The sequence below is a fragment of the Curtobacterium oceanosedimentum genome (assembly GCF_040545555.1).
Classification (GTDB): Bacteria; Actinomycetota; Actinomycetes; order Actinomycetales; family Microbacteriaceae; genus Curtobacterium.
The window spans coordinates 1-26,473 of the sequence record NZ_JBEPMD010000021.1 but is presented as its reverse complement, the minus strand read 5'-3'; the positions used below and the strand labels follow the sequence as shown (position 1 = coordinate 26,473).

Annotated in this window: 21 protein-coding genes; 9 read left to right on the top strand and 12 right to left on the bottom strand. The window is 71.5% G+C overall.

The window, feature by feature from the left end; all coding sequences use genetic code 11:
* Positions 1–140 precede the first annotated feature (140 nt).
* Together ABIC52_RS15970 and ABIC52_RS15965 are read right to left on the bottom strand one after the other, a co-directional pair.
* Positions 141–365 carry a DUF7455 domain-containing protein gene (locus ABIC52_RS15970; protein ID WP_209676958.1) on the bottom strand — a complete coding sequence of 75 codons (225 nt, stop codon included), beginning with the start codon at positions 363–365 and terminating at the stop codon, positions 141–143.
* Positions 301–1,566, bottom strand: a complete 1,266-nt coding sequence (locus ABIC52_RS15965; protein WP_161972586.1) for an acyltransferase family protein — start codon at positions 1,564–1,566, stop codon at positions 301–303. Before ABIC52_RS15965 ends, ABIC52_RS15970 begins: the two co-directional genes overlap by 65 nt.
* A gap of 93 nt (positions 1,567–1,659) precedes the next feature.
* Here ABIC52_RS15965 and ABIC52_RS15960 point away from each other — a divergent pair, with 93 nt between their 5' ends.
* Positions 1,660–3,777, top strand: coding sequence for a DNA gyrase/topoisomerase IV subunit B (locus ABIC52_RS15960; protein ID WP_126890574.1), 2,118 nt, complete (start codon positions 1,660–1,662; stop codon positions 3,775–3,777).
* A 136-nt stretch (positions 3,778–3,913) separates the two neighbouring features.
* Here the strand turns inward: ABIC52_RS15960 and ABIC52_RS15955 are convergent, their stop codons facing one another.
* Complete coding sequence (locus tag ABIC52_RS15955; RefSeq protein WP_209676964.1) at positions 3,914–6,400, bottom strand: DNA gyrase/topoisomerase IV subunit A; 2,487 nt, start codon at positions 6,398–6,400, stop codon at positions 3,914–3,916.
* 25 nt (positions 6,401–6,425) lie between these two features.
* On the opposite strand from ABIC52_RS15955, the gene ABIC52_RS15950 reads away from it, so the two are divergent.
* On the top strand, positions 6,426–7,592 hold the full coding sequence (locus tag ABIC52_RS15950) for an alkaline phosphatase family protein (protein ID WP_209676966.1): 1,167 nt from the start codon (positions 6,426–6,428) through the stop codon (positions 7,590–7,592).
* Positions 7,593–7,700: 108 nt separating this feature from the next.
* Here the strand turns inward: ABIC52_RS15950 and sepH are convergent, their stop codons facing one another.
* Positions 7,701–8,705 carry a septation protein SepH gene (gene sepH / locus ABIC52_RS15945; RefSeq protein ID WP_354027789.1) on the bottom strand — a complete coding sequence of 335 codons (1,005 nt, stop codon included), beginning with the start codon at positions 8,703–8,705 and terminating at the stop codon, positions 7,701–7,703.
* A gap of 296 nt (positions 8,706–9,001) precedes the next feature.
* Here sepH and ABIC52_RS15940 point away from each other — a divergent pair, with 296 nt between their 5' ends.
* Complete coding sequence (locus ABIC52_RS15940; protein ID WP_031272446.1) at positions 9,002–9,301, top strand: DUF4193 domain-containing protein; 300 nt, start codon at positions 9,002–9,004, stop codon at positions 9,299–9,301.
* A 207-nt stretch (positions 9,302–9,508) separates the two neighbouring features.
* Here ABIC52_RS15940 and ABIC52_RS15935 read toward each other — a convergent pair whose 3' ends face one another.
* Positions 9,509–9,940, bottom strand: a complete 432-nt coding sequence (locus tag ABIC52_RS15935) for a DUF3093 domain-containing protein (protein WP_126890578.1) — start codon at positions 9,938–9,940, stop codon at positions 9,509–9,511.
* 77 nt (positions 9,941–10,017) lie between these two features.
* Here ABIC52_RS15935 and dut point away from each other — a divergent pair, with 77 nt between their 5' ends.
* The 5 genes from dut to dxs all read left to right on the top strand — a co-directional run bounded on the left by dut (position 10,018) and on the right by dxs (position 17,120).
* On the top strand, positions 10,018–10,506 hold the full coding sequence (gene dut / locus ABIC52_RS15930; RefSeq protein ID WP_354027788.1) for a dUTP diphosphatase: 489 nt from the start codon (positions 10,018–10,020) through the stop codon (positions 10,504–10,506).
* Positions 10,503–11,225, top strand: a complete 723-nt coding sequence (locus ABIC52_RS15925) for a DUF3710 domain-containing protein (RefSeq protein WP_238638075.1) — start codon at positions 10,503–10,505, stop codon at positions 11,223–11,225. The genes dut and ABIC52_RS15925 overlap by 4 nt, the downstream gene beginning before the upstream one ends.
* Positions 11,226–11,368: 143 nt before the next feature.
* Positions 11,369–12,088: a DUF3159 domain-containing protein gene (locus tag ABIC52_RS15920; protein ID WP_126890580.1), complete on the top strand. Its 720-nt coding sequence runs from the start codon at positions 11,369–11,371 to the stop codon at positions 12,086–12,088.
* 128 nt (positions 12,089–12,216) lie between these two features.
* Positions 12,217–15,054 carry an aconitate hydratase gene (locus tag ABIC52_RS15915; RefSeq protein ID WP_354027787.1) on the top strand — a complete coding sequence of 946 codons (2,838 nt, stop codon included), beginning with the start codon at positions 12,217–12,219 and terminating at the stop codon, positions 15,052–15,054.
* Positions 15,055–15,185: 131 nt separating this feature from the next.
* On the top strand, positions 15,186–17,120 hold the full coding sequence (gene dxs, locus ABIC52_RS15910; protein ID WP_209825102.1) for a 1-deoxy-D-xylulose-5-phosphate synthase: 1,935 nt from the start codon (positions 15,186–15,188) through the stop codon (positions 17,118–17,120).
* Positions 17,121–17,262: 142 nt separating this feature from the next.
* Here dxs and ABIC52_RS15905 read toward each other — a convergent pair whose 3' ends face one another.
* From ABIC52_RS15905 to ABIC52_RS15890, 4 genes are all read right to left on the bottom strand, one after another.
* Positions 17,263–19,401: a 3-hydroxyacyl-CoA dehydrogenase NAD-binding domain-containing protein gene (locus tag ABIC52_RS15905; protein WP_354027786.1), complete on the bottom strand. Its 2,139-nt coding sequence runs from the start codon at positions 19,399–19,401 to the stop codon at positions 17,263–17,265.
* Positions 19,402–19,403: 2 nt separating this feature from the next.
* Positions 19,404–20,615: a thiolase family protein gene (locus ABIC52_RS15900; RefSeq protein WP_126890584.1), complete on the bottom strand. Its 1,212-nt coding sequence runs from the start codon at positions 20,613–20,615 to the stop codon at positions 19,404–19,406.
* A 126-nt stretch (positions 20,616–20,741) separates the two neighbouring features.
* On the bottom strand, positions 20,742–21,926 hold the full coding sequence (locus ABIC52_RS15895; RefSeq protein WP_354027790.1) for an HRDC domain-containing protein: 1,185 nt from the start codon (positions 21,924–21,926) through the stop codon (positions 20,742–20,744).
* Positions 21,927–22,009: 83 nt separating this feature from the next.
* The gene (locus tag ABIC52_RS15890; protein ID WP_126890586.1) at positions 22,010–22,591 is read right to left on the bottom strand and encodes a DUF3000 domain-containing protein; all 582 of its coding nucleotides are present in this window, start codon (positions 22,589–22,591) and stop codon (positions 22,010–22,012) included.
* A 23-nt stretch (positions 22,592–22,614) separates the two neighbouring features.
* On the opposite strand from ABIC52_RS15890, the gene ABIC52_RS15885 reads away from it, so the two are divergent.
* Positions 22,615–23,838 carry an alpha/beta fold hydrolase gene (locus ABIC52_RS15885; RefSeq protein WP_126890587.1) on the top strand — a complete coding sequence of 408 codons (1,224 nt, stop codon included), beginning with the start codon at positions 22,615–22,617 and terminating at the stop codon, positions 23,836–23,838.
* A gap of 126 nt (positions 23,839–23,964) precedes the next feature.
* Here ABIC52_RS15885 and ABIC52_RS15880 read toward each other — a convergent pair whose 3' ends face one another.
* The 3 genes from ABIC52_RS15880 to ABIC52_RS15870 are packed head-to-tail and all read right to left on the bottom strand — an operon-like array spanning position 23,965 to position 26,261.
* Positions 23,965–24,675, bottom strand: a complete 711-nt coding sequence (locus tag ABIC52_RS15880) for a hypothetical protein (protein ID WP_354027785.1) — start codon at positions 24,673–24,675, stop codon at positions 23,965–23,967.
* 1 nt (position 24,676) lies between these two features.
* A complete protein-coding gene (locus ABIC52_RS15875; RefSeq protein ID WP_209825092.1) occupies positions 24,677–25,462 on the bottom strand; it encodes a hypothetical protein in 786 nt (261 codons plus the stop codon).
* On the bottom strand, positions 25,452–26,261 hold the full coding sequence (locus ABIC52_RS15870; protein ID WP_354027784.1) for a DUF6188 family protein: 810 nt from the start codon (positions 26,259–26,261) through the stop codon (positions 25,452–25,454). Before ABIC52_RS15870 ends, ABIC52_RS15875 begins: the two co-directional genes overlap by 11 nt.
* Between the last annotated feature and the right edge of the window lie 212 nt (positions 26,262–26,473).

The window sequence follows — 26,473 nt, the reverse complement described above, 5'->3', positions numbered from 1 at the left end:
GGGGGGGGCCCACCCCACCCCCCCCGCCGGGGGGGCCGCCGGGGCCCCCCCCCCCCCCCCGCGGGGGCCCCCCCCCCCCCCCGGGGGGGGGGGGGGGGCCCCGGGGCCCCCCCGCCTCCCGTTCGTTCGTCTGGTGGCGACTACTTCGACTCGTGGAGTCGGCTGCTCTCGTCGTGCCACTCGATCGCGGTGGCAGCGAGCTTGTCCTTGAACTCGGCGCCGTGGTGGGCGCAGAAGTAGAGCTCGCCGCTGGCCATGGTGGCGCGGATGTACGCCTGCGCTCCGCAGCTGTCGCAGCGGTCAGCGGCGGTGAGCTGGTGGCTGCTGGCTTCGTCGATGGAGAGGTCGTGCACGGTCTGGGTCATTGCTGTGCTCCTCACGGATCGCAGGTGGTGCGGGTGGACACCCATTTGAACACGTGGTGGCTGGGAGACGTGCATCGCGGACGGCCTGTTTCGCTGAGCGCGGATCCGTCATCGCCGCAGCGCGGTGGTCCTTGTCCCCGGAGCGTCGATGACGACGCTGTTTCGCCCAGTTCTGGGCCGGTCGCTCGATGAGGGCACCGGAGAGGCACCCGGCCGCGAGTGTCAGGAGGACCTGAACGGACAGGAGGACCGCGAGCGGCGTCGCGGGACCGAGCGCGAGGGTGGTGAGCTGCTGCAGCGGCCAAGCGTAGATGTAGACGCCGTACGAGGCGTCGACCCGGGATCCGACGGCGTGGAGCGGCGTCAAGGAGCTCAAGGGGAGGAGCAGGATGACGATCGGCAGCGGCGCAATGATCGCGCTGGTCTGCGTCATGATCGACGCCGCGACGATGACGAGCAAGACCAGGACGGTCGCCGTGGAGATGCGGATGCTGGCCCGCCAGTAGTAGGCGACAGCGCCAGCGGCGAAAGCGACTCCCACTTCGAGCGCTGGACCGAGGACGCCCGGGTAGTCGACGAAGCCGAAAGTGCTCGGGAGAGCCGCGAAGGTCAAGCAGACCGCCACCGCGATGGACAGGGTGCGACGCGCGGTCACCGGAGAGACGAGGATGCCGACGGCGACGCCGACGTAGAAGAACCCTTCCCAGAACAGTGTCCAGAGCGAGCCGTTCCAGACACCGGTGTAGTGCACGCCGACCAGCGTGGTGTCGATCCCCTCTCGGAGGAGACCGGGCGGGTACAGGAGCGCGTTGTGGAAGACGTACTGGACAGCGCTGACCGGGTCCCACTGCGAACCGCGCTCGAGTCGGGTGGAGAACGGAGCGAACACGAAAGCCGTGACGAGGAGGTTGACGATCAGCCCGGGGAAGATGCGGGCCGCGCGAGCCTCGGCAAAGTCGGTGAGAGAGTGCATGGTGTCGCCGCTCCTGCTGATGAGGTAGCCCGACACCGTGAAGAACCCGAGCACTCCCCAGCGACCGAGCGTCATGCCGCCGAGTTCCAGTTCTTGCTCGACGCCCGCGATCGCCGTCGAGTGCGAGACGAGGACCGCCGCGGCGAAGACGAGCCGGAACACGTTCAACGAGTTGGCGTGTGGATCGAAGGTGGACGCAAGGGTGCGCCGAGCAACAGGAGCTGGCATACGACACATGCTAACATTGCACATTCTGTGCACGATGCGAACGGTACAGGTTCGCGACCGTCCGGAACGTGCCCCGCCCGGTACGATCGGGAGGTGAGCTCCGACTACTCTGCACGACACCTCTCCGTCCTCGAGGGACTCGAGGCCGTTCGGAAGCGTCCCGGCATGTACATCGGGTCGACGGACTCCCGTGGGCTCATGCACTGCCTGTGGGAGATCATCGACAACTCCGTCGACGAAGCGCTCGCGGGGCACGGCGACGAGATCGGCGTCGTGCTGCACGACGACGGCTCGGTCGAGGTCCGCGACACCGCCCGGGGCATCCCCGTCGACGTCGAGCCGAAGACCGGGCTGACCGGGGTCGAGGTCGTGTTCACGAAGCTGCACGCCGGCGGCAAGTTCGGCTCCGGGTCGTACGCGGCCTCGGGCGGGCTGCACGGCGTCGGTGCCTCGGTCGTGAACGCGCTGTCCGAGCGCCTCGACGTCGAGGTCGACCGGGGCGGCAAGACCTACGCGATGTCCTTCCACCGGGGTGAGCCGGGGACCTTCGCGGGTGACGGCCCCGACGCCCCGTTCACGCCGTTCACCTCGGGGAGCGAGCTGCGCGTCGTCGGCAAGGTGAAGAAGGGCGTCACCGGGTCCCGCGTCCGGTACTGGGCGGACCGGCAGATCTTCACGTCCGACGCGAAGTTCAGCACGACCGACCTCGTCAGCCGGGCGCGCCAGACCGCGTTCCTGGTGCCCGGGCTCGGCATCACCATCACCGACGAGCGTCCGACCTCGATCGAGGCAGCCGCACAGCGCGCCGAGGCGACCGGTACGCCCGTCACGCCCGGCCCGGTCATCGAGCGCTTCCGTTACGAGGGCGGCATCAGCGAGTTCGTGGAGCACCTCGCCGTCGACTCCGCGGTCACCGACGTCTGGCGCATCCAGGGCACCGGCACCTTCACCGAGACCGTGCCGATGCTCGACGACAAGGGGCACATGGTGTCCACCTCCGTCGAGCGCACGTGCGAGGTCGACATCGCGATGCGGTGGGGCAGCGGGTACGAGACGGTCGAGCGGAGCTTCGTCAACATCATCGCGACGCCGAAGGGCGGCACGCACCTGACCGGCTTCGAGTCGGGCGTCGTCAAGGCCGTGCGGACCCAGGTGGAGGCGAACGCGCGCAAGCTCAAGGTCGGCCAGGACAAGCTCGAGAAGGACGACGTCCTCGCCGGCATGACCGCCGTGCTGACCGTCCGACTACCCGAACCGCAGTTCGAGGGGCAGACGAAGGAGGTCCTCGGCACCCCCGCGGTCCGGAAGATCGTCGACCAGGTCGTCTCGAAGCACCTGACCGAGATCCTCACCTCGACGCAGCGCACCGAGAAGGCCCAGGCAGCGACCCTGCTCGAGAAGGTCGTCGCCGAGATGAAGACCCGCATCTCGGCCCGGGCGCACAAGGAGACGCAGCGCCGCAAGAACGCGCTCGAGAACTCGTCACTGCCGACGAAGCTCGCCGACTGCCGCAAGCAGGACGCCGAGGGCACCGAGCTCTTCATCGTCGAGGGCGACTCCGCGCTCGGCACGGCCAAGCTCGCCCGCAACAGTGAGTACCAGGCGCTGCTGCCGATCCGCGGCAAGATCCTCAACGTGCAGAAGGCCTCGGTGTCGGACATGCTGTCCAACGCCGAGTGCGCCTCGATCATCCAGGTCATCGGCGCCGGCTCGGGCCGCTCGTTCGAGATCGACCAGGCCCGCTACGGCAAGATCATCATCATGTCGGACGCCGACGTCGACGGCGCGCACATCCGCACGCTCCTGCTGACGCTGTTCTTCCGGTACATGCGCCCGATGATCGAGCAGGGCCGGGTGTTCGCCGCCGTCCCGCCGCTGCACCGCGTCGTCGTGGTGAACCGCGGCAAGGCGAACGACACGCTGTACACCTACTCCGAGGCCGAGCTGCAGGCGGTGCTGAAGAAGCTCGCGAAGCAGGGCAAGAAGTACCAGGAGCCGATCCAGCGGTACAAGGGCCTGGGGGAGATGGACGCCGACCAGCTGGCCGAGACCACGATGGACCGGGCGCACCGCACCCTCCGTCGCGTGAACGTGACCGATGCCGAGAGCGCCGCGAAGGTGTTCGAGCTGCTGATGGGCAACGACGTCGCGCCGCGCAAGGAGTTCATCCTCGCCGGCGAGGGCCTCGACCGCGACCGCATCGACGCGTAGGCGGGCCCGACCCGACCCGGCCCGGCCCGGCCTGGGACTTGCGCTGAGCGACAGTTCTCGTGCCCTGCGGCGCGAGAACTGTCGCGGAGCCCGAGACTCACGCGGACCGAGGACCGAGGACCGAGGGCCGCGGGTCCTACGCCTCGCCCGCGGTGCCGTCCAGGGCCGCTGCGCTCCCGCCGATCGAGCCGATCACGGCCTCGAGCGGCGCGCCCGACCCGTCGCGCTTCGACAGCCAGTCGGGCAGGGTCCGCGCGGCACCGTCGGCGCCGACGGCGTGCGGCGGCGCGATGCCGGCCCACGCCACGGTGAGGCCGTCCTCGCCCTTCAGGAACGCGTGCGCGCGCACACCCTGCGTCGCCCGACCCTTCGCGGGGAACTCCGAGAACGCCGAGACCTTCGCGCGCCCGGGATCGGTGCCCGGCAGCGCGCCCGAGGCCGTCGACACCGTGGCCACCACGGCGTCGTCCGAACGTGCGACGGACCCGAACCAGATCACCGCCGCGCCCGAGGCCAGGGCGACGCCGGCGACGCCGCCCGCGGGCAGCCCCTGCGGTCGGACGCCCGACGCCGGGAACCGCAGCAGCTGCGCGTTCGACGTGATGAACACGAGGTCGTCCGACTCCGGCGCCTGCGCGGCCCCGACGACCGTGTCCTTCGGCTTGAGCCCGATGGCGACGAACTCGTCCTTGTCCGGCCAGGCACCCGTCGCGACGCGCTTCACGACACCCTGCGCGGTGCCGATCGCGAGCGAGTCCGTCGCACCCGCGGACAGGTCGACGAGCGCGACGACCGTCTCGGTCCTGGTGATCCCGAGGTAGTCGGACACCCGGACACCGGCGTCGAGCCGGACGGACGCCGGCGGCACGGCGGGCACGTCGACGGGGGAGAACCGCAGGACCCGGCCGGTCGAGGTCAGCGCGCCGACCTGTCCGCGGACGGTCGACACGACGGTGGAGCGGACCGCGTCGTGCTTCGACCGCTTCGGCACCCGCACGATCCCGAGGTCGGTGTCGGGGATGTCCACGCGCACCAGTCGACCGGTCGTGGAGAGCAGCACGCGGCACGGGGCGTCGGCGACCTGCAGCGACTCGGGGTCGACCGCGGCCTTCCGGCCACCGCGCACCGGGGCATCGGCCTCGGTGAGCAGGGTGCGACGCGGGGTGGCGAACCGGTCGGACACCTCGGTGAGCTCCTGCGCTACCTGGGCACGGAGTCGCGCGTCGGAGGCGAGCAGTTCCTCGAGCGCGGCGATGTCGGCGAGCAGCTGGTCACGCTCGCCCTCGAGCTCCAGGCGCGAGAACTTCGTCAGGCGCCGCAGTCGCAGCTCGAGGATGTACTCGGCCTGTACCTCGGACAGGTCGAAGACGTCCTGCAGTCGTGTGCGGGCGGCCTCGGAGTCGTCGGACGAGCGGATGACCTCGATGACCTCGTCGATGTCGAGGATCGCGACGAGCAGACCCTCGACGAGGTGCAGCCGTTCCTTCCGACGGGCGAGCCGGTACTGGGAACGTCGCGTGACCACGTCGAGCCGGTGCTGCACGTAGACGTCGAGCAGTTCGCGCAGGCCGAGCGTGCGCGGTGACCCGTTCACGAGCGCGACGTTGTTGATGCCGAAGCCGTCCTCGAGCGGGGTGTGCTTGTACAGCTGCTCGAGCACTGCCGTCGGGTTGAAGCCCGACTTGATGCCGATGACGAGCCGCAGCCCGTGGTTCCGGTCGGTCAGGTCGTTGACGTCGGAGATGCCGGCGAGCTTCTTCGCCTGCACCCCGTCCTTGATCTTCTCGATCACGCGTTCGGGGCCGACCAGGTACGGCAGCTCCGTGACGACGAGGCCGACCTTGCGCGGCGTGAGGTTCTCGACGCTCACCTTCGCCCGGGTGCGGAACGACCCGCGCCCGGTCGCGTAGGCGTCGCGCACCCCGGAGAGCCCGACGATCGTCCCGCCGGACGGCAGGTCCGGGCCCGGCACGAACTCCATGAGCTCCTCGAGGGTCGCCGTCGGGTTCAGGAGCAGGTGCTTCGCGGCCTCGACCACCTCGCCCAGGTTGTGCGGCGCCATGTTCGTCGCCATGCCGACCGCGATGCCCGAGGCGCCGTTGACGAGCAGGTTCGGGAACGCCGCGGGCAGCACGCCGGGCTGCATGATCTGGTTGTCGTAGTTCGGGACGAAGTCGACGACGTCCTCGCCGAGGCCCTCGGTCATCGCCATGGACGGCTCGGCCAGGCGGGCCTCGGTGTACCGGGCGGCCGCGGGGCCGTCGTCGAGCGACCCGAAGTTGCCGTGGCCGTCGACCAGCGGCACGCGCATCGTGAACGGCTGCGCCATCCGCACCAGCGCGTCGTAGATCGCGCCGTCGCCGTGCGGGTGCAGCTTGCCCATGACCTCGCCCGTGACACGGGCGCTCTTCACGTGCCCCCGGTCCGGCCGCAGTCCCATCTCGGCCATCTGGTACAGGATGCGTCGCTGCACCGGCTTGAGGCCGTCGCGCGCGTCCGGCAGGGCCCGCGAGTAGATGACGGAGTACGCGTACTCGAGGAACGAACCCTGCATCTCCTCGGAGACGTCGACGTCCTCGATGCGCTCACCGTCGGGCAGGCCGACTGCTTCCGTGCGTGCCATGGGACCTTTCTGGGAGGATCGTGGGGTGCCCCCCAGCGTACCGAGCGCCCCAGACACCACCGCGAACCTCGCCGACGTGCTCCCGAGTTGCCTCGTCGCGCTCGGCGCCGCCGACGACACGTGGTTGCGCAGCACCGGCCGGGAGGCTCGGATCACCCTCCGTCCCGCCCGCTCGGTCGTCGTCGTGCTGGTCGACGGCCTCGGTTCGTCCGCCCTGTCGGCGCGCGCCGGACACGCCCGCTGGCTCACCGCCGCCACCGGCGGCGGCACGCTCAAGCGGCTGCGCAGCGGGTTCCCCACGACGACCGCCGCAGCCCTGACGACGCTGACGACCGGCCGGTCGCCCGGGACGCACGGCGTGGTCGGCTACAGCGGGTGGGAGCCCGAGGGTGAGCGGGTCGTCAACCTGCTCTCCGGGTGGGACTCCGAGGTCCCGGCGGGTTGGCTCCTCACCGACACGGTCTTCACCGACGCCACCGCGCTCGGCATCGACCCCGTGGTGGTCGGCCCGGCCCGCTACGAGTCCTCGGGGATGACCGCGCACGTGCTCGGCGGTGCGCGGTACACCGCCGCCGACAGCATCCCGCAGCGGGTGGACGCCGCACTGGCCGCGACGGCGTCCGGTCGGTCGCTCGTCTACCTCTACGTGCCGGAGCTCGACTCGATCGGCCACAAGCACGGGTGGGAGTCCGACCGCTGGACCGCGGCGCTCGAGTCGCTCGACGGCGAGCTCGCACGCCTCGCGGCCCGCAGCACTCCCGACGTCGGCATCCTCGTGACGGCAGACCACGGCGTGCTGGACGTACCCGCCGAGGCGAACATCGCGATCGACCCGGCGCTCCTCGTCGACGTCGTGGGCGTCGCCGGAGACCCCCGCTGCCGCCAGCTGGCCGTGCGTCCCGGGACCGACGTTCCGGCGCTGGTCGAGGCGTGGCGCACCCGCTACGGCAAGAAGGCGTACGTCGCCAGCCGTGACGAGGCCGTCGCCGCCGGGTGGTTCGGCGCCGTGGACGAGCGGGTGCTCCCGCGCATCGGCGACGTGGTCGTCGTGGCGCGGGGCTCGTGGGCGTTCAACGACGACCGCGAGGCCGACCCCCGGAAGGAACCGAAGCGGATGGTCGGCCAGCACGGCGCGATGACGGACGACGAGCTCTTCGTCCCGCTGCGCCTGGCGGGCGCCTTCGCCAGCTGAGCCCGTTCGACCCCACCCGGGCCGGAACGGCGGCAGCCCCGCGACGCGACGGGCGTTGCGGGGCTGCACCGGGCCTCCAGTCCGTCACGGACCGGGCGTGGTGCCGGATCAGGCAGGGTCCTCCGGGCGGGTGCCGAAGACGATCTCGTCCCAGCTCGGCATCGACCGGCGGTTGCGCTTCTTGCGTTCCGGACGGCCGTCGCCCTCGGGAGCCGAGGCCGGGCGGTCGTCGCGCTCAGGTGCGGACGCTGGCGAGTCCCAGCCCTGCAGGGGGACGTCGACCACGCTGATGGAGGTGCCGCGGGGTTCGTCCTGGTGCTCGGTGAAGGACGCAGCCTCGCGCTCACCGCGTCGTCGGCGGAGTGCCTCGAGCAGGTCGGCCGTCTCGTTGCCGGGCGAGCGTTCCTCGACCGGCGCGGCGCCGATGCGGGGGAGCGGTGCGCGGAGCGGGCGCTCCTGGACCTCGGGCGTCGGGGCGTCCTCGGTCTGCTCGACGCGGAAGGCGCCGGAGTCGAAGCGCGTGCCGTCGGCGTCGTGGTGGTCGTTCTCCACGGCACGCAGGCGCGGGGCGATGCCCTCGTCGTCGGTGTGCGAGAGGCGGTGCGCATCACCGTTGTCGGGCGTGAGGGTCGACGTCTTCGGGTCGAACAGCCACTGCGCGTCGTGCTCGACCTCGGACGCGGTGTAGCGGACGCGGACCTGCCACCCCTGCTCGGCGTTCTTCCACGAGGCCCACGCGACGCCGGTCGCCTCGCCGGACTCGAGCTTGGCCTCGATGGCCTCGCCGAAGGTGTCCGGTGCGTCGGCATCGGAGGGCGTGACCGGCACGCGACGCGCGGCGTCGAGGACGAAGGCGCGCTCGGCCAGCACGGGGCCCTCGAAGCGTCGGACGTACTCGACGTCGACGTCGAGCGCCGCCGCGACCTCGGCCGCGTCGGCGCCACCGCGGATGCGGGCCTGGACGTCCTTCGGGGACACGCGCTTCTGCGGGCCGGCGTCGGGGTTCGCCTGGCGGACCTGGCTCGTCAGCGACGCGGTGACCGGCAACCGGAACTCGGTGCCGCCGTCGGTCGCGAGCAGGAGCGCCCCGGACTCGACTCCGATGACTCTCACGTCTTGCATGGTTGCGCCTCCCGAGCGTTGCGTACGGTCGTGCTCGTACCTCCAGGGAGTATGCAGCGGAGCACACGCGTTCCCGCGGAGGCGCACGGGCGTGCCGCGACTCCCGCGCGCGGGTCTACCGTCATCGGGCGCTGCCGTCGTCGACTGTCGGGAATGTCCACGCCCGACCCTGGGTTGGACGGCCTGACGATCCCGCACGGCGTTCGGTTTGCGCTCTCGCGGGTCGTGGTGCAAACTGTCGCCGCCGATCACCGGCGACGACCTCTCGACACGAGAAACGGATGGGCATGGCCACCGATTACGACGCCCCCAGGAAGACCGACGACTCCTCTGACTCGGAGTCGATCGAGGCCCTCAAGGAGCGCGTGCCCGACAAGATGTCGGGGGTCGTCGACGATGATTCGGACAACCCCGGCAGCTTCGAGCTCGCCGGACAGGACCTCAGCGACGTCGACCTCGACGTCGTCGTGCTGCCGCCGCAGGTCGACGAGTTCACCTGCGTCGAGTGCTTCCTCGTGAAGCACCGCTCGCAGCTCGACCACGAGTCGAAGCTCGGCCCCGTGTGCGCGGAGTGCGCGGCGCTCTAGGCACGCTGCTCGTCGGACGGCCCGTCACCCCTCGGGGGTGGCGGGCCGTTCCGCGTTGCGCGGGCTGGTCGTGCCGGGTCGGATCGGGCGTACCTGGTCTTCCGGAATGACCAGGTGTGCCCGGAAACGCTTCCTACTGCACCCGTTGTGGGAAGGAACGGGCGGGGCGGGGGCGGTGCGAGCCTCCCGGCCCGCGCGCCCGCCGCGTCAGGAACGCAGGGCGTCCACGACCGCCTGCGGGTTGCGTGCGCTCACGAGCCAGTAGGGCGTCGGGTCCGCCGGGTCCGTGACCTCCACGCGCACGACGCCGCGCACGTACCCACGGAAGAGCGTCCACGCGCGGGCGTCGAGCGCCGGACCGCGCTGGGTGGTGGCCGCTGCGCCGGTGTGGGCGGTGGCCTCGCCGACGAGCGTCCGCGGCAGGTGCGCACGGCCGGCGCGGAACTCGGTGTCCGTGACCTCGATCGTCGGCGCGAGCGCCCACAGCAGGACGACGACGCCGAGGTACATCCCGATCGCCACGAGGACGCCGGCCAGGACGCTGATCGGGAGGAAGACGAGCAGGCTCGCGGGGATGACGAGCGCCGTCGCCAGGTAGAGGGCGGGCGGGGCCCAGAGTCGTTCGCGGTACACGGTCACCCCTCCATCCCACCACGACTCGGGGCAGGTCACGGTACGGTCACGGAACGACCATGCTCGTGCACTACCCTCGTCTCGTGACCGAACCAGTCGACGTGCTCTGGACCGGGGAGAACCCTCCCGTCCACGCCCACCCCGGTGATGCCGGAGCCGACCTCGTCTCGACCGAGGCCTTCGTGCTGCAGCCGGGGGAGCGCCGGCTCGTCGGCACCGGGCTCCGGATCGCGCTGCCGGACGGACACGTCGCCTTCGTGGTGCCCCGGAGCGGCCTGGCGGCGAAGCACGGCATCACGATCGTGAACGCCCCCGGTACGGTCGACTCCGGTTACCGCGGCGAGGTCAGGGTCGCACTGCTCAACACCGACGCATCCGAGCCGTACGAGGTGCACGTGGGGGACCGCATCGCGCAGCTGATCGTCATGCCGGTGCCCAGCGTCACGTACACGCGCGTCGAGGAGCTGCCCGAGAGCGTCCGCGGTGCGGGCGGCTTCGGCTCCTCGGGCTACGGTGACCGCAGCGCCGCCAACAGCGCTGCCGATGACTCCCAGGAAGGAACGGGCGCATGAAGTTCGGTCGACGCAAGCGTGACGAGGTCGAGGTGGCGGAGGCCGTCGCCGACGACGCCGTGGTCGCGGGGACGACGCCGGAGGTCGACATCGCGACCGACGCCGACGCCGACCTCGACGAGGTGGACGCGGTCGCCCCGACCGACAAGTCCGCGCCGGTGGATCGCGCCGAGAACGGTCCGCACGACGAGACCGAGGCGAACCTGGTCCGCCCGTACGTCGACCTCGGTGGCGTGAAGGTCCTCCCGCGCGAGGGCCTGCACCTGCGCCTCGAGGTCGAGGAGGGTTCGCAGCGCGTCGTCGCCGTCGGGCTCGACTACGACGAGTCCACGCTCCAGGTGCAGCCGTTCGCCGCCCCGCGTTCGACGGGCCTGTGGCACGAGATCCGCGCGCAGATCGCCGACCAGATCGAGCGCCAGGGCGGCCGCGTGGAGGAGGTCGACGGCCCCTTCGGGCCCGAGCTCCGTGCCCTCGTGCCGGTCGTCGTGGACGGATCGGGAGCGACCGACGGTGCCCGCGCCGCACGCTTCGTCGGTGTCGACGGCCCCCGCTGGTTCCTGCGCGGCGTGATCGCCGGCAAGGCCGCGGAGAGCCCGGACGACGCCGCCGAGATCGAGGAGCTGTTCCGCTCCGTGGTCGTGGTGCGCGGCACCACGCCGATGCCGCCGCGCGACCTCATCCCGCTGCACATGCCGAAGTCGACGCAGACCGCCGTCTGACCGCCGGCGCAGCAGCACACGACTCGACACGGCCTGGAGGCACGGTGCCGGACCACGACGACATCCACCGACCCACGGACGGTCGCGACGACACCGTCGCTCCCGCCGACGGGGTCCGGTCCCGGCCGGCGGACGAGCCGGCGGTGACCGAACCCGAGGCCGCGCCGTCGTTCTCGGCGCAGTTCCGCGCAGCCGTGCAGAACGCGGGCATCGCCAAGGTGGCGCCGGGCGAGGCACCCTCGGGCCGCGCGCTCCTCGGTGCGGTCGGCGGCGTGCGCGGTCTCGCCGAGTCGGTGCTGCCCGGCTTCGCGTTCCTCGTCGTCTACGCGATCACGAAGGAGCTCGTCCCGAGCGTCGTGATCCCCGTGCTCGTCGGGCTCGTCTTCGTGGTGGTCCGGCTGGCCCAGCGGCAGTCGCTCGTGATGTCCTTCGCGGGCATCGCCGGCGTCGTCGTCTCGGCGGCCCTCGCGCTGTTCACCGGGCGGGCCGAGACCAACTTCATCCCCGGGATCGTCATCAACTCGGTGTGGCTCGTCGGGCTGCTCGTCACCCTGGCGATCCGGTGGCCGCTGATCGGTGTGGTGGTCGGGTTCCTGCTGCCGCCGAACGAGGACGGGTCCCACGTCGACTGGCGCGCCGACCCCGCGAAGCGCCGCGTGCTCACCGTGGCCACGTGGATCTGGGTCGGACTGTTCGCGCTCCGGCTCGCCGTCGAGGTGCCGCTGTACCTGACCGCGCAGGTCGAACTCCTCGCCGCCGTGAAGCTCGTGCTCGGCGTGCCGCTCTACGCCGCCGTGCTCTGGGTCACGTGGCTGCTCGTCCGCACGGTGTTCGTGCGCCGGGAGGACACCGCCGCGGTGTAGAGTTGTCTCGACATCGAGACAGTTTCCCGGGGGCGCGCCCGCACCGTCGGGATTAGGTTTGCCTTGCTGGTGGGACGTTCCGACGCCCGCGATGATGAGGGCACACCGATCAGTAGGGAGGCGGCACAGTGGCTGCAGTCAACAGCTTCGGCTCGAAGGACACGCTCTCGGTTGGGGGTGTCGACTACGCGTTCCACCGGATCGACACGGTGCCGGGGCACGAGAAGCTCCCGTACAGCCTGAAGGTGCTGCTCGAGAACCTGCTCCGCACCGAGGACGGCGCGAACGTCACCGAGGACCAGATCCGCGCGCTCGGCTCGTGGCGGCCCGAGGCCGACCCGGACACCGAGATCCAGTTCTCGCCAGCCCGCGTGGTCATGCAGGACTTCACGGGCGTCCCGTGCATCGTCGACCTCGCCACCATGCGCGAGGCGATGGCGCAGATCGGTGGCGACCCGAACAAGATCAACCCGCTCTCGCCGGCCGAGATGGTCATCGACCACTCCGTCGTCGCCGACCTGTTCGGCCGCGAGGACGCGCTCCAGCGAAACACGGACCTGGAGTACGAGCGCAACGGGGAGCGCTACCAGTTCCTCCGCTGGGGCCAGACCGCGTTCGAGGACTTCAAGGTCGTCCCGCCGGGCACCGGCATCGTGCACCAGGTCAACATCGAGTACCTCGCGAAGGTCACGTACACGCGCGAGTTCGACGGCGAGCTCTACGCGTACCCGGACACCCTCGTCGGCACCGACTCGCACACCACGATGGTGAACGGCCTCGGCGTGCTCGGCTGGGGCGTCGGCGGCATCGAGGCCGAGGCCGCGATGCTCGGCCAGCCCGTGTCGATGCTCATCCCGAAGGTCGTCGGCTTCAAGCTGTCCGGCTCGATCCCCGCGGGCGTCACCGCGACCGACGTGGTGCTCACGATCACGCAGGAGCTCCGCAAGCACGGCGTCGTCGGCAAGTTCGTCGAGTTCTACGGCGAGGGCGTCTCCGAGGTCCCGCTCGCGAACCGCGCGACCATCGGCAACATGTCGCCGGAGTTCGGCTCGACCGCCGCGATCTTCCCGGTCGACGCCGTCACGCTCGACTACCTGCGCCTGACCGGCCGGTCGGAGGACCAGATCGCCCTGGTCGAGGCCTACTCCAAGGCCCAGGGTCTGTGGCACGACCCGTCGGTGGAGCCCGCGTACTCCGAGTACATGGAGCTCGACCTGTCGACGGTCGTCCCCTCGATCTCCGGCCCGAAGCGTCCGCAGGACCGCATCGAGCTGTCGAAGGCCAAGGACCAGTTCGAGGTCGACCTCGCCAACTACGCGAGCATCGACCACACCCACGAGGACAAGGCCGTCGCGGACACCTTCCCGGCGTCCGACCCGGTGGCCGCCGCCCCCGGTGACGAGCACGCCGTCGACGACCTGCAGGACGCCCCGGCGTCCGAGGTCCCGGTGCACGCCTCGAGCGCGCCCGGCACGGTGTCGAAGCCGACGTCGGTGTCCGTCGCCGACGGTGACACGTTCACCATCGACCACGGTGCCGTCGCGATCGCCGCGATCACCTCGTGCACCAACACGTCGAACCCCTCGGTGATGATGGCCGCCGGCATCCTCGCGCGGAACGCCGCGAAGAAGGGCTTGAAGGCCAAGCCGTGGGTGAAGACCACCCTCGCGCCGGGCTCGAAGGTCGTCACCGACTACTACGAGAAGGCCGGGCTCACCAGCTACCTCGAGGACCTCGGGTTCTACACGGTCGGCTACGGCTGCACCACCTGCATCGGCAACTCGGGCCCGCTGCCCGAGGAGATCTCGCAGGCCGTGCAGGACAACGACCTCGCCGTCACCGCGGTGCTCTCGGGCAACCGCAACTTCGAGGGCCGCATCAACCCCGACGTCAAGATGAACTACCTGGCCTCGCCGCCGCTGGTCATCGCGTACGCCCTGGCCGGGTCGATGCACTTCGACTTCGACAACGACGCACTCGGCACCGACCAGGACGGCAAGGACGTCTACCTGCAGGACATCTGGCCCGACGCGGCCGAGGTGCAGGACGTCATCGACTCGTCGATCGACACCGAGATGTTCACCCACGAGTACGGCTCCGTGTTCGAGGGCGACGACCGCTGGAAGAACCTGCCGACCCCGACCGGTGACACCTTCGAGTGGGACCAGGAGTCGACCTACGTCCGGAAGCCCCCGTACTTCGAGGGCATGACGATGCAGCCGGACGCGGTGTCGGACATCTCCGGTGCCCGCGTCCTCGCGAAGCTCGGCGACTCGGTCACCACCGACCACATCTCGCCGGCCGGTTCGATCAAGGCGGACAGCCCGGCTGGTCGCTACCTCGACGAGCACGGCGTCGACCGCAAGGACTTCAACTCCTACGGCTCCCGGCGCGGCAACCACGAGGTGATGATCCGCGGCACGTTCGCGAACATCCGCCTGCGCAACCAGCTGCTGGACGGCGTCGAGGGCGGCTACACCCGCGACTTCACCACGCCCGACGGTGAGCAGTCGTTCATCTACGACGCGTCGCAGCACTACCAGGAGCAGGGCATCCCGCTCGTCATCTTCGGCGGCAAGGAGTACGGCTCCGGTTCGTCGCGCGACTGGGCGGCGAAGGGCACGAACCTGCTCGGCGTGAAGGCGGTCATCACCGAGAGCTTCGAGCGCATCCACCGCTCGAACCTCATCGGCATGGGCGTGGTCCCGCTGCAGTTCCCGGCGGGCGAGACGGTCGAGTCGCTCGGTCTCGACGGCACCGAGGTCGTCTCGATCTCCGGGCTGACCGAGCTCAACGAGGGCCGCACGCCGAAGACCGTGCACGTCACGGCGGCGCCGAGCGAGCACTCGCCGGCCGGCAAGCAGACCGTCGAGTTCGACGCGGTCGTCCGCATCGACACCCCCGGTGAGGCGGACTACTACCGCAACGGCGGCATCCTGCAGTACGTGCTCCGTTCGCTCGTCTGATCGACGGGAGCGCGGGTCGCTGACGCGACCACCTGACGGACTGGAGGCCCGTGGCGACACCGCCACGGGCCTCCAGTCCGTCGTCTGTCCGCGCGGCTAGTGTGGGGTCCTGCCCCACGAAAGGAGCGCCCGTGAGCCTGCTAAGCAGCATCTCGTCGCCGCGCGACCTCAAGCGTCTGTCGGACGCGCAGATGACGGAGCTCGCGGCCGAGATCCGTCGGTTCCTGGTCGCCGAGGTCGCGAAGACCGGCGGGCACCTCGGACCGAACCTCGGGGTGGTCGAACTGACGCTGGCGATGCACCGCGTGTTCGACTCGCCGCACGACTCGTTCGTGTTCGACACCGGGCACCAGTCGTACGTGCACAAGCTCGTCACCGGACGGCAGGACTTCTCGCACCTCCGGGAACGTGGTGGTCTCGCCGGCTACCCGCAGCGCAGCGAGTCGGAGCACGACATCGTCGAGTCCTCGCACGCGTCCTCGTCGCTCTCCTGGGCAGACGGGATCTCCCGTGCCTTCCGGCAGACCGGGCAGGACGACCGCACCGTCGTGGCCGTCGTCGGGGACGGCGCACTCACGGGCGGGATGACGTGGGAGGCGCTCAACAACATCTCGGACGGCAACGACCGTCGGCTCGTCATCGTCGTCAACGACAACGGTCGGTCCTACGCGCCGACGATCGGCGGCATGGCGCGCTTCCTCAGCTCGGTCCGCACGCGTCGCGAGTACCGGGCGCTCTTCGAGAAGTCGCAGGCCGTCGCATCGCGGTTCGGAGCACCGGGTCGGGCGTTCTACCGCGGCGTCCGCGGGGGCCTCCACGGCTTCCTCTCCCGGTTCACGAACAACGAGGCGCTGTACTCGAACCTCGACATCAAGTACATCGGGCCGGTGAACGGGCACGACCAGCGGGCGATGGAGGCGGCACTCCGGCAGGCCAAGGCGTACGGCGCCCCGACGATCGTGCACGCGATCACCGAGAAGGGCCACGGCTTCGAGCCGGCGCTCCGCGACCAGGCGGACCAGTTCCACGCCGTGGGGCACATCGACCCCGAGACGGGCGAGTCGCTCGACGTGTCGTCGGGACCCTCGTGGACGTCGGTGTTCGCGTCGACGCTGGCCACGGTCGGTGCGAGCGACGAGCGGATCGTCGCGATCACCGCGGCCATGCTGCGCCCCACCGGACTCCACCTGTTCCAGGAGCAGCACCCCGACCGCGTGATCGACGTGGGCATCGCGGAGCAGCACGCCGTGACGACCGCCGCGGGGCTCGCCTTCGGCGGACTGCACCCGGTGGTGGCGCTCTACGCGACCTTCCTCAACCGCGCGTTCGACCAGGTGCTGATGGACGTCGCCCTGCACCGCGCGGGCGTGACCTTCGTGCTCGACCGCGCGGGCATCACCGGGCCGGACGGTCCGTCGCACCACGGGATGTGGGACCTCGCGCTGCTGCAGGTCGTGCCCGGGATCCGGATCGCGGCACCGCGCGACGCCGCGACGCTCCGCGAGGAGTTCCGCGAGGCCGTCACGGTCGACGACGCCCCGACGGTGCTGCGGTGGTCGAAGGGATCGGTCGGCCCGGACATCCCCGCCGAACGGCGGCTGTCCGACGGTGTGGACGTGCTGCGTTCCCCCGGGGAGTCGCAGGAGCAGGACGTGCTGATCGTCGCGGTCGGGTCGATGGTGCCCGTCGCGCTCGAGGCCGCCGAACTGCTCCAAGCGCAGGGCATCGGCGCGACCGTCGTCGATCCGCGCTGGGTGGTGCCGATCCCGTCGTCGCTCATCGATCTGTCACGCGACCACCGCCTGGTCATCACGATCGAGGACGGCGTCCGCGTCGGCGGGGTCGGGACCCGACTGCGGCAGGACCTGCGTGCCGCCGGGGTCGACACCGGGGTGAACGAGCTCGGACTGCCGGACGAGTTCATCGACCACGCGTCGCGGTCGCAGATCCTGGCCGACGTCGGGCTCACGGCTCGGGCGATCGCACGCGACGTCATCGACCAGGTGGTCGGGACCAAGCTGCCCCAGGCGAAGCCGGCACGGACGCGGGAGTCGGCCGACCGCTGAGCCCGGTCGACGCGCCGGCGTGCCGGCGTGCCGGTGCGCCGGTGCGCGGTTCGGCGTGCTGCAGCACAACGAGAAGCACCTCGCGCCACGGGGATCCGTGGCGCGAGGTGCTTCCGGTTGTGCGGGGTGGTCCGAGCCGCGGCTAGCGCGAGGCGGGGCCGACGATCGCCGGGTCGTGGAACCGACCGCCGAAGACGCGCTCGGAGGCACCGGAACGGTCGAGGTACGGGCTGATGCCGCCGGCCTGGAACGGGTATCCCGCGCCGAGGATCAGTCCGAGGTCGATCTCCTCGACGTGCTCGACCACGTGGTCCTCGAGCATGCGGTGCACCTCGTCGGCCAGGGCGTCCTCGAACCGCTGCTGCATCGTCGCCGCGTCGACCGGCTTCGCGTCCTGCTTCGCGGGCGCGACGAGCTTCACGGCAGCCGGGTCGTACCCGGTGGCGTTGCCCTTCTTGTCGCGGGTCAGGATCGTGCCGTGCTCCGCGATCCGCTTCAGGCCGTCACCGGGGTAGAAGCGCTCCGGCCACGCCGCGTGGTGCGAGTCGAGGACGTGCGCACCCACCGGCAGGCCGACGAGCTCGAGCAGCTCGAACGGCGACATCGGCAGGCCGAGCGGCGCAGCACCCTGGGCGACGGTCTCGAAGGGCGTGCCCTCCTCGACGCCGCGCATCGCCTCGCCGAGCACCCGGGCGAGCACCCGGTTGACGACGAACCCCGGCTGGTCGGCGGTGATGATCGCGGTCTTCTTCAGGGTCTTCGCCACGGCCAGTGCGGTGGCGAGGGCCTCGTCCGAGGTCTTGTCGGCGCGGACGACCTCGAGGAGCGGCATCACGGCCACCGGGTTGAAGAAGTGGAAGCCGACGAGGCGCTCCGGGTGCTCGAGCACCGACGCCATCTCGTCGACCGACAGCGACGAGGTGTTCGTCGCCAGGATCGCGTCGGGTGCGATGACCTGCTCGATCTTCCGGAAGACGTCCTGCTTGACCGACATCTCCTCGAAGACGGCCTCGATCACCCAGTCGGCGTCGGCGAACGCGTCGTAGGAGACCGAGCCGGAGACGAGTGCCGTGATGCGGTTCGCGTCGTCGGGGGAGATCCGCCCCTTGTCGAGCATCTTGCCCACCTCACCGCGGATCCGCTCGACGCCGGCGTCCACGCGGGTCTGGTCGACGTCGGTGATGACGACCGGGACCCCGAGACGGCGGGCGAACAGGAGCGCGAACTGCGAGGCCATGAGCCCGGCGCCGAGGACGCCGACCTTCGTGATCTTCTTCGCCTCCACGCCCTCGGGAGCGCCGACGGGCTTCTTCGCACGCTTCTGCACGAGGTCGAACGCGTACATCGACGCCGCGAACTGGTCGCCGGCGAGCAGGTCGGCCAGGGCGTCGTCCTCGCCGGCGAAACGCTCGTCGAGCGACCCCGACTTCGCTGCGGCGACGAGGTCGAGCGCACGGAACGGCGACTTCGGGACGGTGCCGATCTTCGAGGCGACCTGCCCTCGCGCCACCTTGACGACGGTGCCCCACGCGGCCTTCTCGAGCATGCCCGGCTCGTTCTTCCGCACGACCTTGGTGCGACCGGCGACGACGCCGTCGGCCCAGGCCACCGCGGACGGCAGGAAGGTCACCGAGGGGATCAGCGCATCGCCGATGCCGAGCTCGACGGCGGCCGTGCCGTCCATGAGCCGGTTGTTCTTGAGCGGGTTCTCCACGATGACGCGGAGCGCCTTCTCCGGCCCGATCAGGCGGGGGAGCAGCGTGGCGCCGCCCCAGCCGGGGATGATGCCGAGGAAGACCTCGGGCAGGCCGATCCCCTGCGCCGCCGATGAGAACACGCGGTAGGTGCAGTGCAGCGCGACCTCGAGCCCGCCGCCGAGCGCGATGCCGTTCACGAAGGCGAACGACGGCACACCGAGGTCGGAGAGCTTGCGCAGCGTGGCGTGACCGAGCGCACCGAGCTCGTGAGCAACCTCGCGCGAGGGCAGTGCCGCTGCCTGGGACAGGTCAGCGCCGGCGGCGAAGCAGTACTCCTTGCCGGTGATCGCGACGGCCTGGATGCTGCCGGCGGACGCCGCTGCGCGCAGGGTGTCGAGCACGTCGGACAGCTCGCGCATGGTGCGCGGCCCGAGCGTCGAGGGGCGCTTGTAGTCCTTGCCGTTGTCGAGCGTGACCAGCGCCAGCGTGCCACCGGAGGGCAGCGGCACGTGCTTGACGTACGAGTGGGTGACGACCTCGTCGGCGCTGAGCTCGGTCAGCTGGTCGATCGGGGTGGTGGTCATCGTCAGGCCGCCTTCCGTGCCGCGCTCTTGCTGAAGTTCGGGTTCTCCCAGATGACGGTCCCGCCCTGGCCGAGGCCGATGCACATCGTCGTGATGCCGTACCGGACGTCCGGTCGTTCGGCGAACTGCGCCGCGAGCTGGTTCATCAGGCGGACACCGCTCGACGCGAGCGGGTGGCCGACGGCGATCGCGCCGCCCCAGGCGTTGACGTTCGGCGAGTCCTGGGCGAGGCCGTAGTTGTCGAGGAAGGCGAGCACCTGGACGGCGAACGCCTCGTTGATCTCGAACAGGCCGATGTCGTCGATCGTCAGGCCCGCCTTGCGGAGCGCCTTGTCCGTCGCGGGCACGGGTCCGACGCCCATCACCTCGGGCTCGACACCGGCGAAGGCGAACGAGACCATGCGCATCTTCGTCGGCAGGCCGTGCTGCTTCGCGCCGTCCTCGGACGCGAGGAGGCTCATGGTTGCGCCGTCGTTCAGCCCGGCCGCGTTGCCGGCGGTGACCCGTCCGTGGGGCCGGAACGGCGTGCGCAACGCAGCCAGAGCCTCCAGGGTGGTGCCGGGTCGCGGCGGCTCGTCCGTCGTGACGATGTCCCAGCCCTCGCCGGTGTTCACCTCGACCGGGATCACGTCGGGCTGCAGCTTGCCGGCAGCCCAGGCAGCGGCGTAGCGCTGCTGCGACTGGACGGCGAAGGCGTCCGTGCGGTCCTTCGTGATCGCGGGGAAGCGGTCGTGCAGCCGCTCGGCGGTGCTGCCCATGACCAGCGCGTCGGTCGCGACCATGCGCTCGGCGACGAACCGCGGGTTGACGTCGGCGCCGAAGCCCATCGGGTGGCGACCCATGTGCTCTACCCCGCCGGCGATGGCGACGTCGGCGGCGCCGAAGGCGATCGCCCCGGCGAGGGTCGTGACGCTCGTCATCGCACCGGCGCACATGCGGTCGATCGCGTAGCCGGGGACCGACTTCGGCAGGCCGGCCAGCATGCCGACCGTGCGGCCGAGGGTCAGGCCCTGGTCGCCCTGCTGGGTCGTGGCGGCCACGGCGACGTCGTCCACCGCCGCGCCGTCGAGCTGGCTGTTCCGGTCGAGCAGACCGCGCATCGCGTGGACCGCGAGGTCGTCCGCGCGGGTCTTCCAGAACACCCCCTTCTCACCGGCTCGTCCGAACGGTGTGCGCACACCGTCCACGAACACGACGTCTGATGCCTTGGGCAATCCGGGCCTCCAGATCCTCTTCGATCGAGTCGGGGCACGTTCCGCCCCGACCGGCCGGGCTGGACCCGGCGACGGTACCGACGCTATGCCCGCCGGCTGGGCGGACGCATGCCGGTTGGGGTGTTCCTACGAGCCGGTGTTGCTCTCGGCAGCAGGCTGCTGTGCGGCCTCGACAAACGCGTGCGCGATGATCGACGCCGTCTCCTCGACCTGCCACGGGCGGGCGTCGTGCGTGGCGAGTGCGGCCCCGACGGTCTCGGTCGCGATCGGCGTCGGCGGTTCCCAGGACACCACCCGCAGGGTCTCCGGGGTGAGCAGGTTCTCGACGGGGACGTCGAGTTCCTCGGCGCGCGCGACGACGGCGGCCCGGGCGGCCTTGTACCGGAGGTCCGCCTCGGGGTTCCGGTCGGCCCAGGACCGGGGCGGCGGGAGGGTGGCCTCACCGGTCCCGCGGAGCTTCGGCAGGTCCTCGGTCGTGCGCCCCTCCTCGACGGCGGCCCACCAGCGGTCGAGTTCGGACCGGCTGGCGCGGCCGGTGAAGGCCTTCACGGCGCTGAGTTCCGACTTCGAGGTCGGGTTCGCCGCGGCGGCAGCCACGATCGCCGAGTCGGGGACGATCCGGCCCGGAGCGGTGTCCACCTCGCGGGCGTAGGCGTCGCGGGCGGTCCACAGCGACCGGGCGATCGCCAGGGCACGGGCGCCGCGGAGCGCGTGCATGCCGGACAGGCGCCGCCACGGCTCGGCCTTCGCCGGCTTCGGCGCGCGGGTCAGCACGGCTGCGAACTCCTCGGCGGCGATCCGGGACTTGCCGGCGGCGTCGAGCACCGTCGCGAGGGCGTCGCGCAGGTCGGGGAGCAGCTCGACGTCGAGCGCGGCGTAGACGAGCCAGGCCTGGGGGAGCGGGCGCGTCGACCAGTCGGCGGCGGAGTGCGCCTTCGCGAGGGTGATGCCGAGGAGCTGCTCGACCACCGCGCCGAGACCGACCCGGGGGAACCCGGCGATACGGGCACCGAGCTCGGTGTCGAAGATGCGGGTCGGAACGAGGCCGACCTCCTGCAGGCAGGGCAGGTCCTGCGAGGCGGCATGGAACAGCCACTCCTCGTCGACGATGGCCTGCTGCAGCTCCGCGAAGTCGCCGATCGCGATCGGGTCGAACAGGAACGCGCCGGCGCCGCGGCGGAAGACCTGGATGAGGTAGGCGCGCTGCGAGTACCGGTAGCCGCTCGCCCGCTCGGCGTCGACGGCGACCGGGCCGTGTCCGGCGGCGACCGCGGCGACCGCCTGCAGGTACTCGTCACGGTCCTCGATCACGCGGACGGTGTCGTGCGAGTCCTCGAACGCGGGGTCGGCCGAGGCGCCTGACGCGGCGTGGCGGGCCTGGCTGGCGGGGTCGGTCACTTCGTGGTCCTCCTCGGGGCCAGCAGGGTCACGCCGTCGGACGCCGGCGGGAGTCCCGCGAGCATCGCGACGATCTCCTCCCAGGCCTCGACGTGCGCGGTCAGGTCCTCGTCGCGGGGCGTCCACGAGGCCCGGAGCTCGAGCTGCGCGCCGTCGCCCTGGGCCGCGAGGTCGCCGTAGCCGCGCGAGATGATCTTGGTCGCCGTGCCCGACGCCCGGTCGTACGTCGCCCCGTGCGCAGCGAGCGCGTCGACGAGCCAGCTCCACGTCACGTCGGCGACGAACTCGTCGACGCCGATCTCCGGCTCCAGCGGTGCCTGGGCGAAGGTCACGACGCGGAACGCGCCGCCCCAACCCTCCGGTTCTGCCGGGTCGTACAGGGCGATGAAGCGGCCGGTCCCGAGGTCGGAGTCGATGCCGTGCACGGCGCCGGAGACGTCCGCGGCGAGGGCGATCGAGTGAGGCGCGATCCGCGAGGGCGACGGGATCTCGGTGACGGTGGTCTCGGTGCGGGTCCCGCCCGACGCGACCAGCTCGCGCAGACGCGCGAAGGCCTCGGGCTCTGCGGATTCGGACACGCTTGCAGACTAGGCTCCGCACCATGTCCCGATCCGCGCGACCCGCCGAGGACGTCGCCCAGGACGCCGTGCGCTCGGTGGGCCTGATCGCACTCGGGGCGGGCATCGCGGCCGCCGCGGTCGGCACCGCCGTGGTGGGCGGGTTCGTCGCCGCCGTCGCCCGTGCCGTCGTCACGCCGGACCGCAAGCGTGCCGAGCGGGTCCCGATCCACGCGGTCGACCCGGACCGGATGACGGTCACCCTCGAGCGCACCGCCGACACCGAGCTGCAGGGCCGGTACAGCCTCTGGTTCGGCGGTGGGACCGGGCACATGCGGATCGGCGACGTGCTCGGCACGACCGAGACGACCGTGACCCGGCGCATCATCGCCGTCGACGCCGGCGACCCGACCTCCGCTCGCCGCGGACGGTGGGGCGGCTGGTTCTACCTCACCCCCGGCGAGCTCGACGTCCCGGTCGAGGACGTCGACATCCCCACACCGAACGGACCTTCGCCCGCGTGGATCGTCCGCGCCGACGACCCCGACGCGCCCTGGGCCGTGCTCGTGCACGGTCGCGGGGTCACCCGGGCGGAGACCATCCGCGCCGTCCCCGTGTTCCGGGCCGCCGGCTACTCGGTCGTGCTCGCCTCGTGGCGGAACGACGGTGTCGCGCCGCGGAGCTCCGACGGCCGCTACGGTCTCGGAAGCACGGAGTGGGAGGACATCGACGCCGTGCTCCGCTGGCTCGCCGCTCGCAGGGCCAGGAGCGTCGTGCTCATGGGGTGGTCGATGGGTGGCGCCGTCGTCCTGCAGACCCTCGTCCGCTCGCGCTTCGCCGACATGGTCGACGGGATCGTCCTCGAGTCCGCGGTCGTCGACTGGCACGAGGTGCTCAAGTCGCAGAGCCGGGTGCTCAGGCTGCCGCGGCCGGTCCGGAAGGTCGCGCAGCGGCTCCTGCGGACGCCGGTCCTGCACCGTGTCGTCGGGCTCGAGCAGCCGGTCGACCTCCGTGAGCTCGACATGGTCGCCCGAGCGGACGAGCTGACCGTCCCGATCCTCATCCTGCACAGCGACGACGACGGGTTCGTGCCGTCGTCCGCGTCGCACGAGCTGGCGCGGGTGCGGCCCGACATCGTCCGGCTCGAGGTGCAGACGACCGCTCGGCACACCAAGCTCTGGAACCACGACGCGGACTGGTTCGACGCGCGGATCCTCGCGTGGCTCACCGAGGTGGTGCAGCCGACCGACGCGACCAGCGCCCGGTAGACGCGACCGGAAGACGGACGGTCGCGCCCCGCTCAGCGGCGACGCGGAGCGTTGCGCGGGGCGCGCCGACCGAGCCTGCGAGGGAGGACGGTGCCAGCTGGCACCCTGCCTCCAGTCCGTCCCGGGTCAGGGTCGATCTTCGTCCTGGTCGGCCGGGGAGCGTCGCGCGCTCGTCGTCGCGAGGACCGCGGTGCGGTCCGGTGTGAACGCGACGGTGGCGACCGCGCCTGGCCCCTCGAGAGCGCAGAAGGGGAGGTCGGCCGCGCCGAAGCGGCAGACGGCGTCGACGAAGGACTCGAGGTCGTGGACCGTGAACCCCCGTTCGGCGGCCAGGCCGTACTTGGTCGCGAACGTCCGCGCGGTCGATCGAGCGCCCTGCTCGAAGAGCCTGATGCGTTCGTCGGGCGCGAGGACCCTGACGAGTTCGAGGGCGCACCCCGCACCGGGTGCTGCGGTCGCAGCGAGCAGCATCGCGAGTTCGGCAACGCTGATGGTCTCGACCCCGGCGGAACGGTCGACGACCGCGGCGGACAGGAACGCCTCGTCCGCCGCTCGGAGCAGGACCGTGACGAGCTCGTCACCGAGGTCGACCTGCCGGACGAGGACGAGCTCGTCGCCGAGCGCGTCGAGGGGCGCCAGGAGCACATCGTTGCCGGGCTTCCCCGCTCGTCTGCTCCGGCGGAGCGCGCGGGCGATCCCGGCGGCGGGAGCGTCGTACGCGAGCACATCGGTGTCGTCCGGGACAGCCGCCAGGATCTCGTGAGCCCGGGTGGGGACGTCGGGGCGGTCGGGGAGCGTCACGCGGAGCAGTGGCACGCTCGTGCCGGAGGTCGTCACGTCACTCCTCGGGGAAGCGGTCGGCGGATCGCGGTGTCGCCCGGTAGCGGAGGTGTTCGAAGTCTGGGTGCCAGTCGACCACGCCGGCCACCGCCCGGACGGCGATGTCGACGAAGAACGGGGAGACGACCACCTGGCGCGGGACGGTCCCGGCCTCGATCACGCTCGCGGGCCGTGACCTGCTGCCGGAGAAGTCCGTGACGTGCACGCCGTCCGCGGCAGTGCCCCACGAGTACGCGGGGAGCAGTCGTGCCGCGTCGGGCGTGGCCGTGCCGACGACCTCCCACATGCCCGGCTGGAACCGAGCGGGCAGGGTGAGTGCGGCGACGACGGGTCGTGTGGCGAGCACCACGAGCGGGTCCGCCGGCGGCGGGACGTCCTCCGGGCGCCGGAAGACGGCGACGTACACGGCGTCGAGGACCTCGGCGATCACGTGCCCGAGCAGTGCGCCGCCGGTCCCGTCCGGGATCACGAAGACGTCACCGGCTGCTGCTGAGAACGGCGGTCGGCTCAGCGGGTGGAAGGCGTCGGCGGTCGCGGCGGACGCAGGGGCCCGGGTCGGGTCCGGGGCTGCCAGCGGTGTCCGCGCCACGCCGGTCCGGCGCAGTCGCTGCGCGCGCTCGTCGAGATCCTGCCCCGGTCGCGCGTGGTCGACGACCTCGATCGTGAACAATGCCTCGGGGTCGGCGCGGGTCTCGGCCAAGAGCTGCGCGAACAGCTCCTCGCGGCTGTCGGCCTGGTGGACCCGTTGCGCCGACCGCTCGGCGTTCTTCCGTCTACCGAACACCCTGGCCTCCGTCGCCGCCGACCGCATCGCGGATGAGCTGCTCCGGTCGGGGGAGTCCGGCCGGCATCTCCGTCGTGAACCACGGGAGCTCGACGGAGTCGATCCGGCCGTCGCGCATCCAGACGAGGACCTCACCCGCCAGCGGTGCCTCGTCGGTGCGGTAGGCCAGCGATCCCGGGAGGGGGCCGTCGGCGAAGTCGGCTCGAGGAGCTTCCGCGAGCACGACGTCCCAGATCCGCGGAGCTGTCTCGCTGACGGCCCGGACCGCCCCGGCCTGCTGGCGCAGCACCGCCGTCCGCGGCGTGGGGAGCGTGTCGAGGTACGCGAGCAGGAGCGACCGGACCCGTTCCGCCGATCCCTGCCCCGTCTGCTCGTGGTGGAGCCAGATCGCAGGGCCTCCGCCCGGCATCATGACGATCATCGTCGGAGGGGTCTCCGGTCCGGAGTAGTGCCACGACTCGAACTCCGGATTCGGTCCGGCGGTCAGTCGGGAGCCGTCCGAGAACGCCATCGTCAGCGTCGATCCCGTGGCGTGCGCCGCGGTGACCTCGAGCGTGTGCAGGCGGAGAGCGGGCACCAGCCCCGACTTGTCGCCCTCCGGGTCGATCAGCGTTGCGGTGTCGGGTGACCGACCGAGCGAGAACGGGCACTCGAGGACGACGCGCGCGCCGTTCGAGAACAGGAGTCGGAGCGCGTAGTCGACCCACACGGCGTCGACCGTCTCTCCGACGAGGAGCAGGGAGACGTCCTCGAGCGTCGGACCCGGCGTGCTCCGATCGTTGCCGTCGACCTCCGCCATGATGTCTCCCCCCGATGACTCCTCGATCTTGGCACGGGAGGAGCGGGGACGACCAGCGAGAGGAATGTCGCGTCCCGACGGACTGACGGACGGGAGGCGGGGGGGCCCCCCGCCCCCCCCCCCCCCGCCCGCCCCCCGCCCCCCCCCCCCCCGCCCCCCCCCCCCCCGGGGGCGCCCCCCAGAGCAGATTGGTTGGGGACGAGGGGCCCGAC

Excerpts from the sequence above, each read along its gene's own strand:
- ABIC52_RS15970 (WP_209676958.1), bottom strand. The coding sequence starts at position 365 with ATGACCCAGACCGTGCACGACCTCTCCATCGACGAAGCCAGCAGCCAC.
- ABIC52_RS15965 (WP_161972586.1), bottom strand. The coding sequence starts at position 1,566 with ATGCCAGCTCCTGTTGCTCGGCGCACCCTTGCGTCCACCTTCGATCCA.
- ABIC52_RS15955 (WP_209676964.1), bottom strand. The coding sequence starts at position 6,400 with ATGGCACGCACGGAAGCAGTCGGCCTGCCCGACGGTGAGCGCATCGAG.
- ABIC52_RS15940 (WP_031272446.1), top strand. The coding sequence starts at position 9,002 with ATGGCCACCGATTACGACGCCCCCAGGAAGACCGACGACTCCTCTGAC.
- ABIC52_RS15925 (WP_238638075.1), top strand. The coding sequence starts at position 10,503 with ATGAAGTTCGGTCGACGCAAGCGTGACGAGGTCGAGGTGGCGGAGGCC.
- ABIC52_RS15905 (WP_354027786.1), bottom strand. The coding sequence starts at position 19,401 with ATGACCACCACCCCGATCGACCAGCTGACCGAGCTCAGCGCCGACGAG.
- ABIC52_RS15885 (WP_126890587.1), top strand. The coding sequence starts at position 22,615 with ATGTCCCGATCCGCGCGACCCGCCGAGGACGTCGCCCAGGACGCCGTG.
- ABIC52_RS15870 (WP_354027784.1), bottom strand. The coding sequence starts at position 26,261 with ATGGCGGAGGTCGACGGCAACGATCGGAGCACGCCGGGTCCGACGCTC.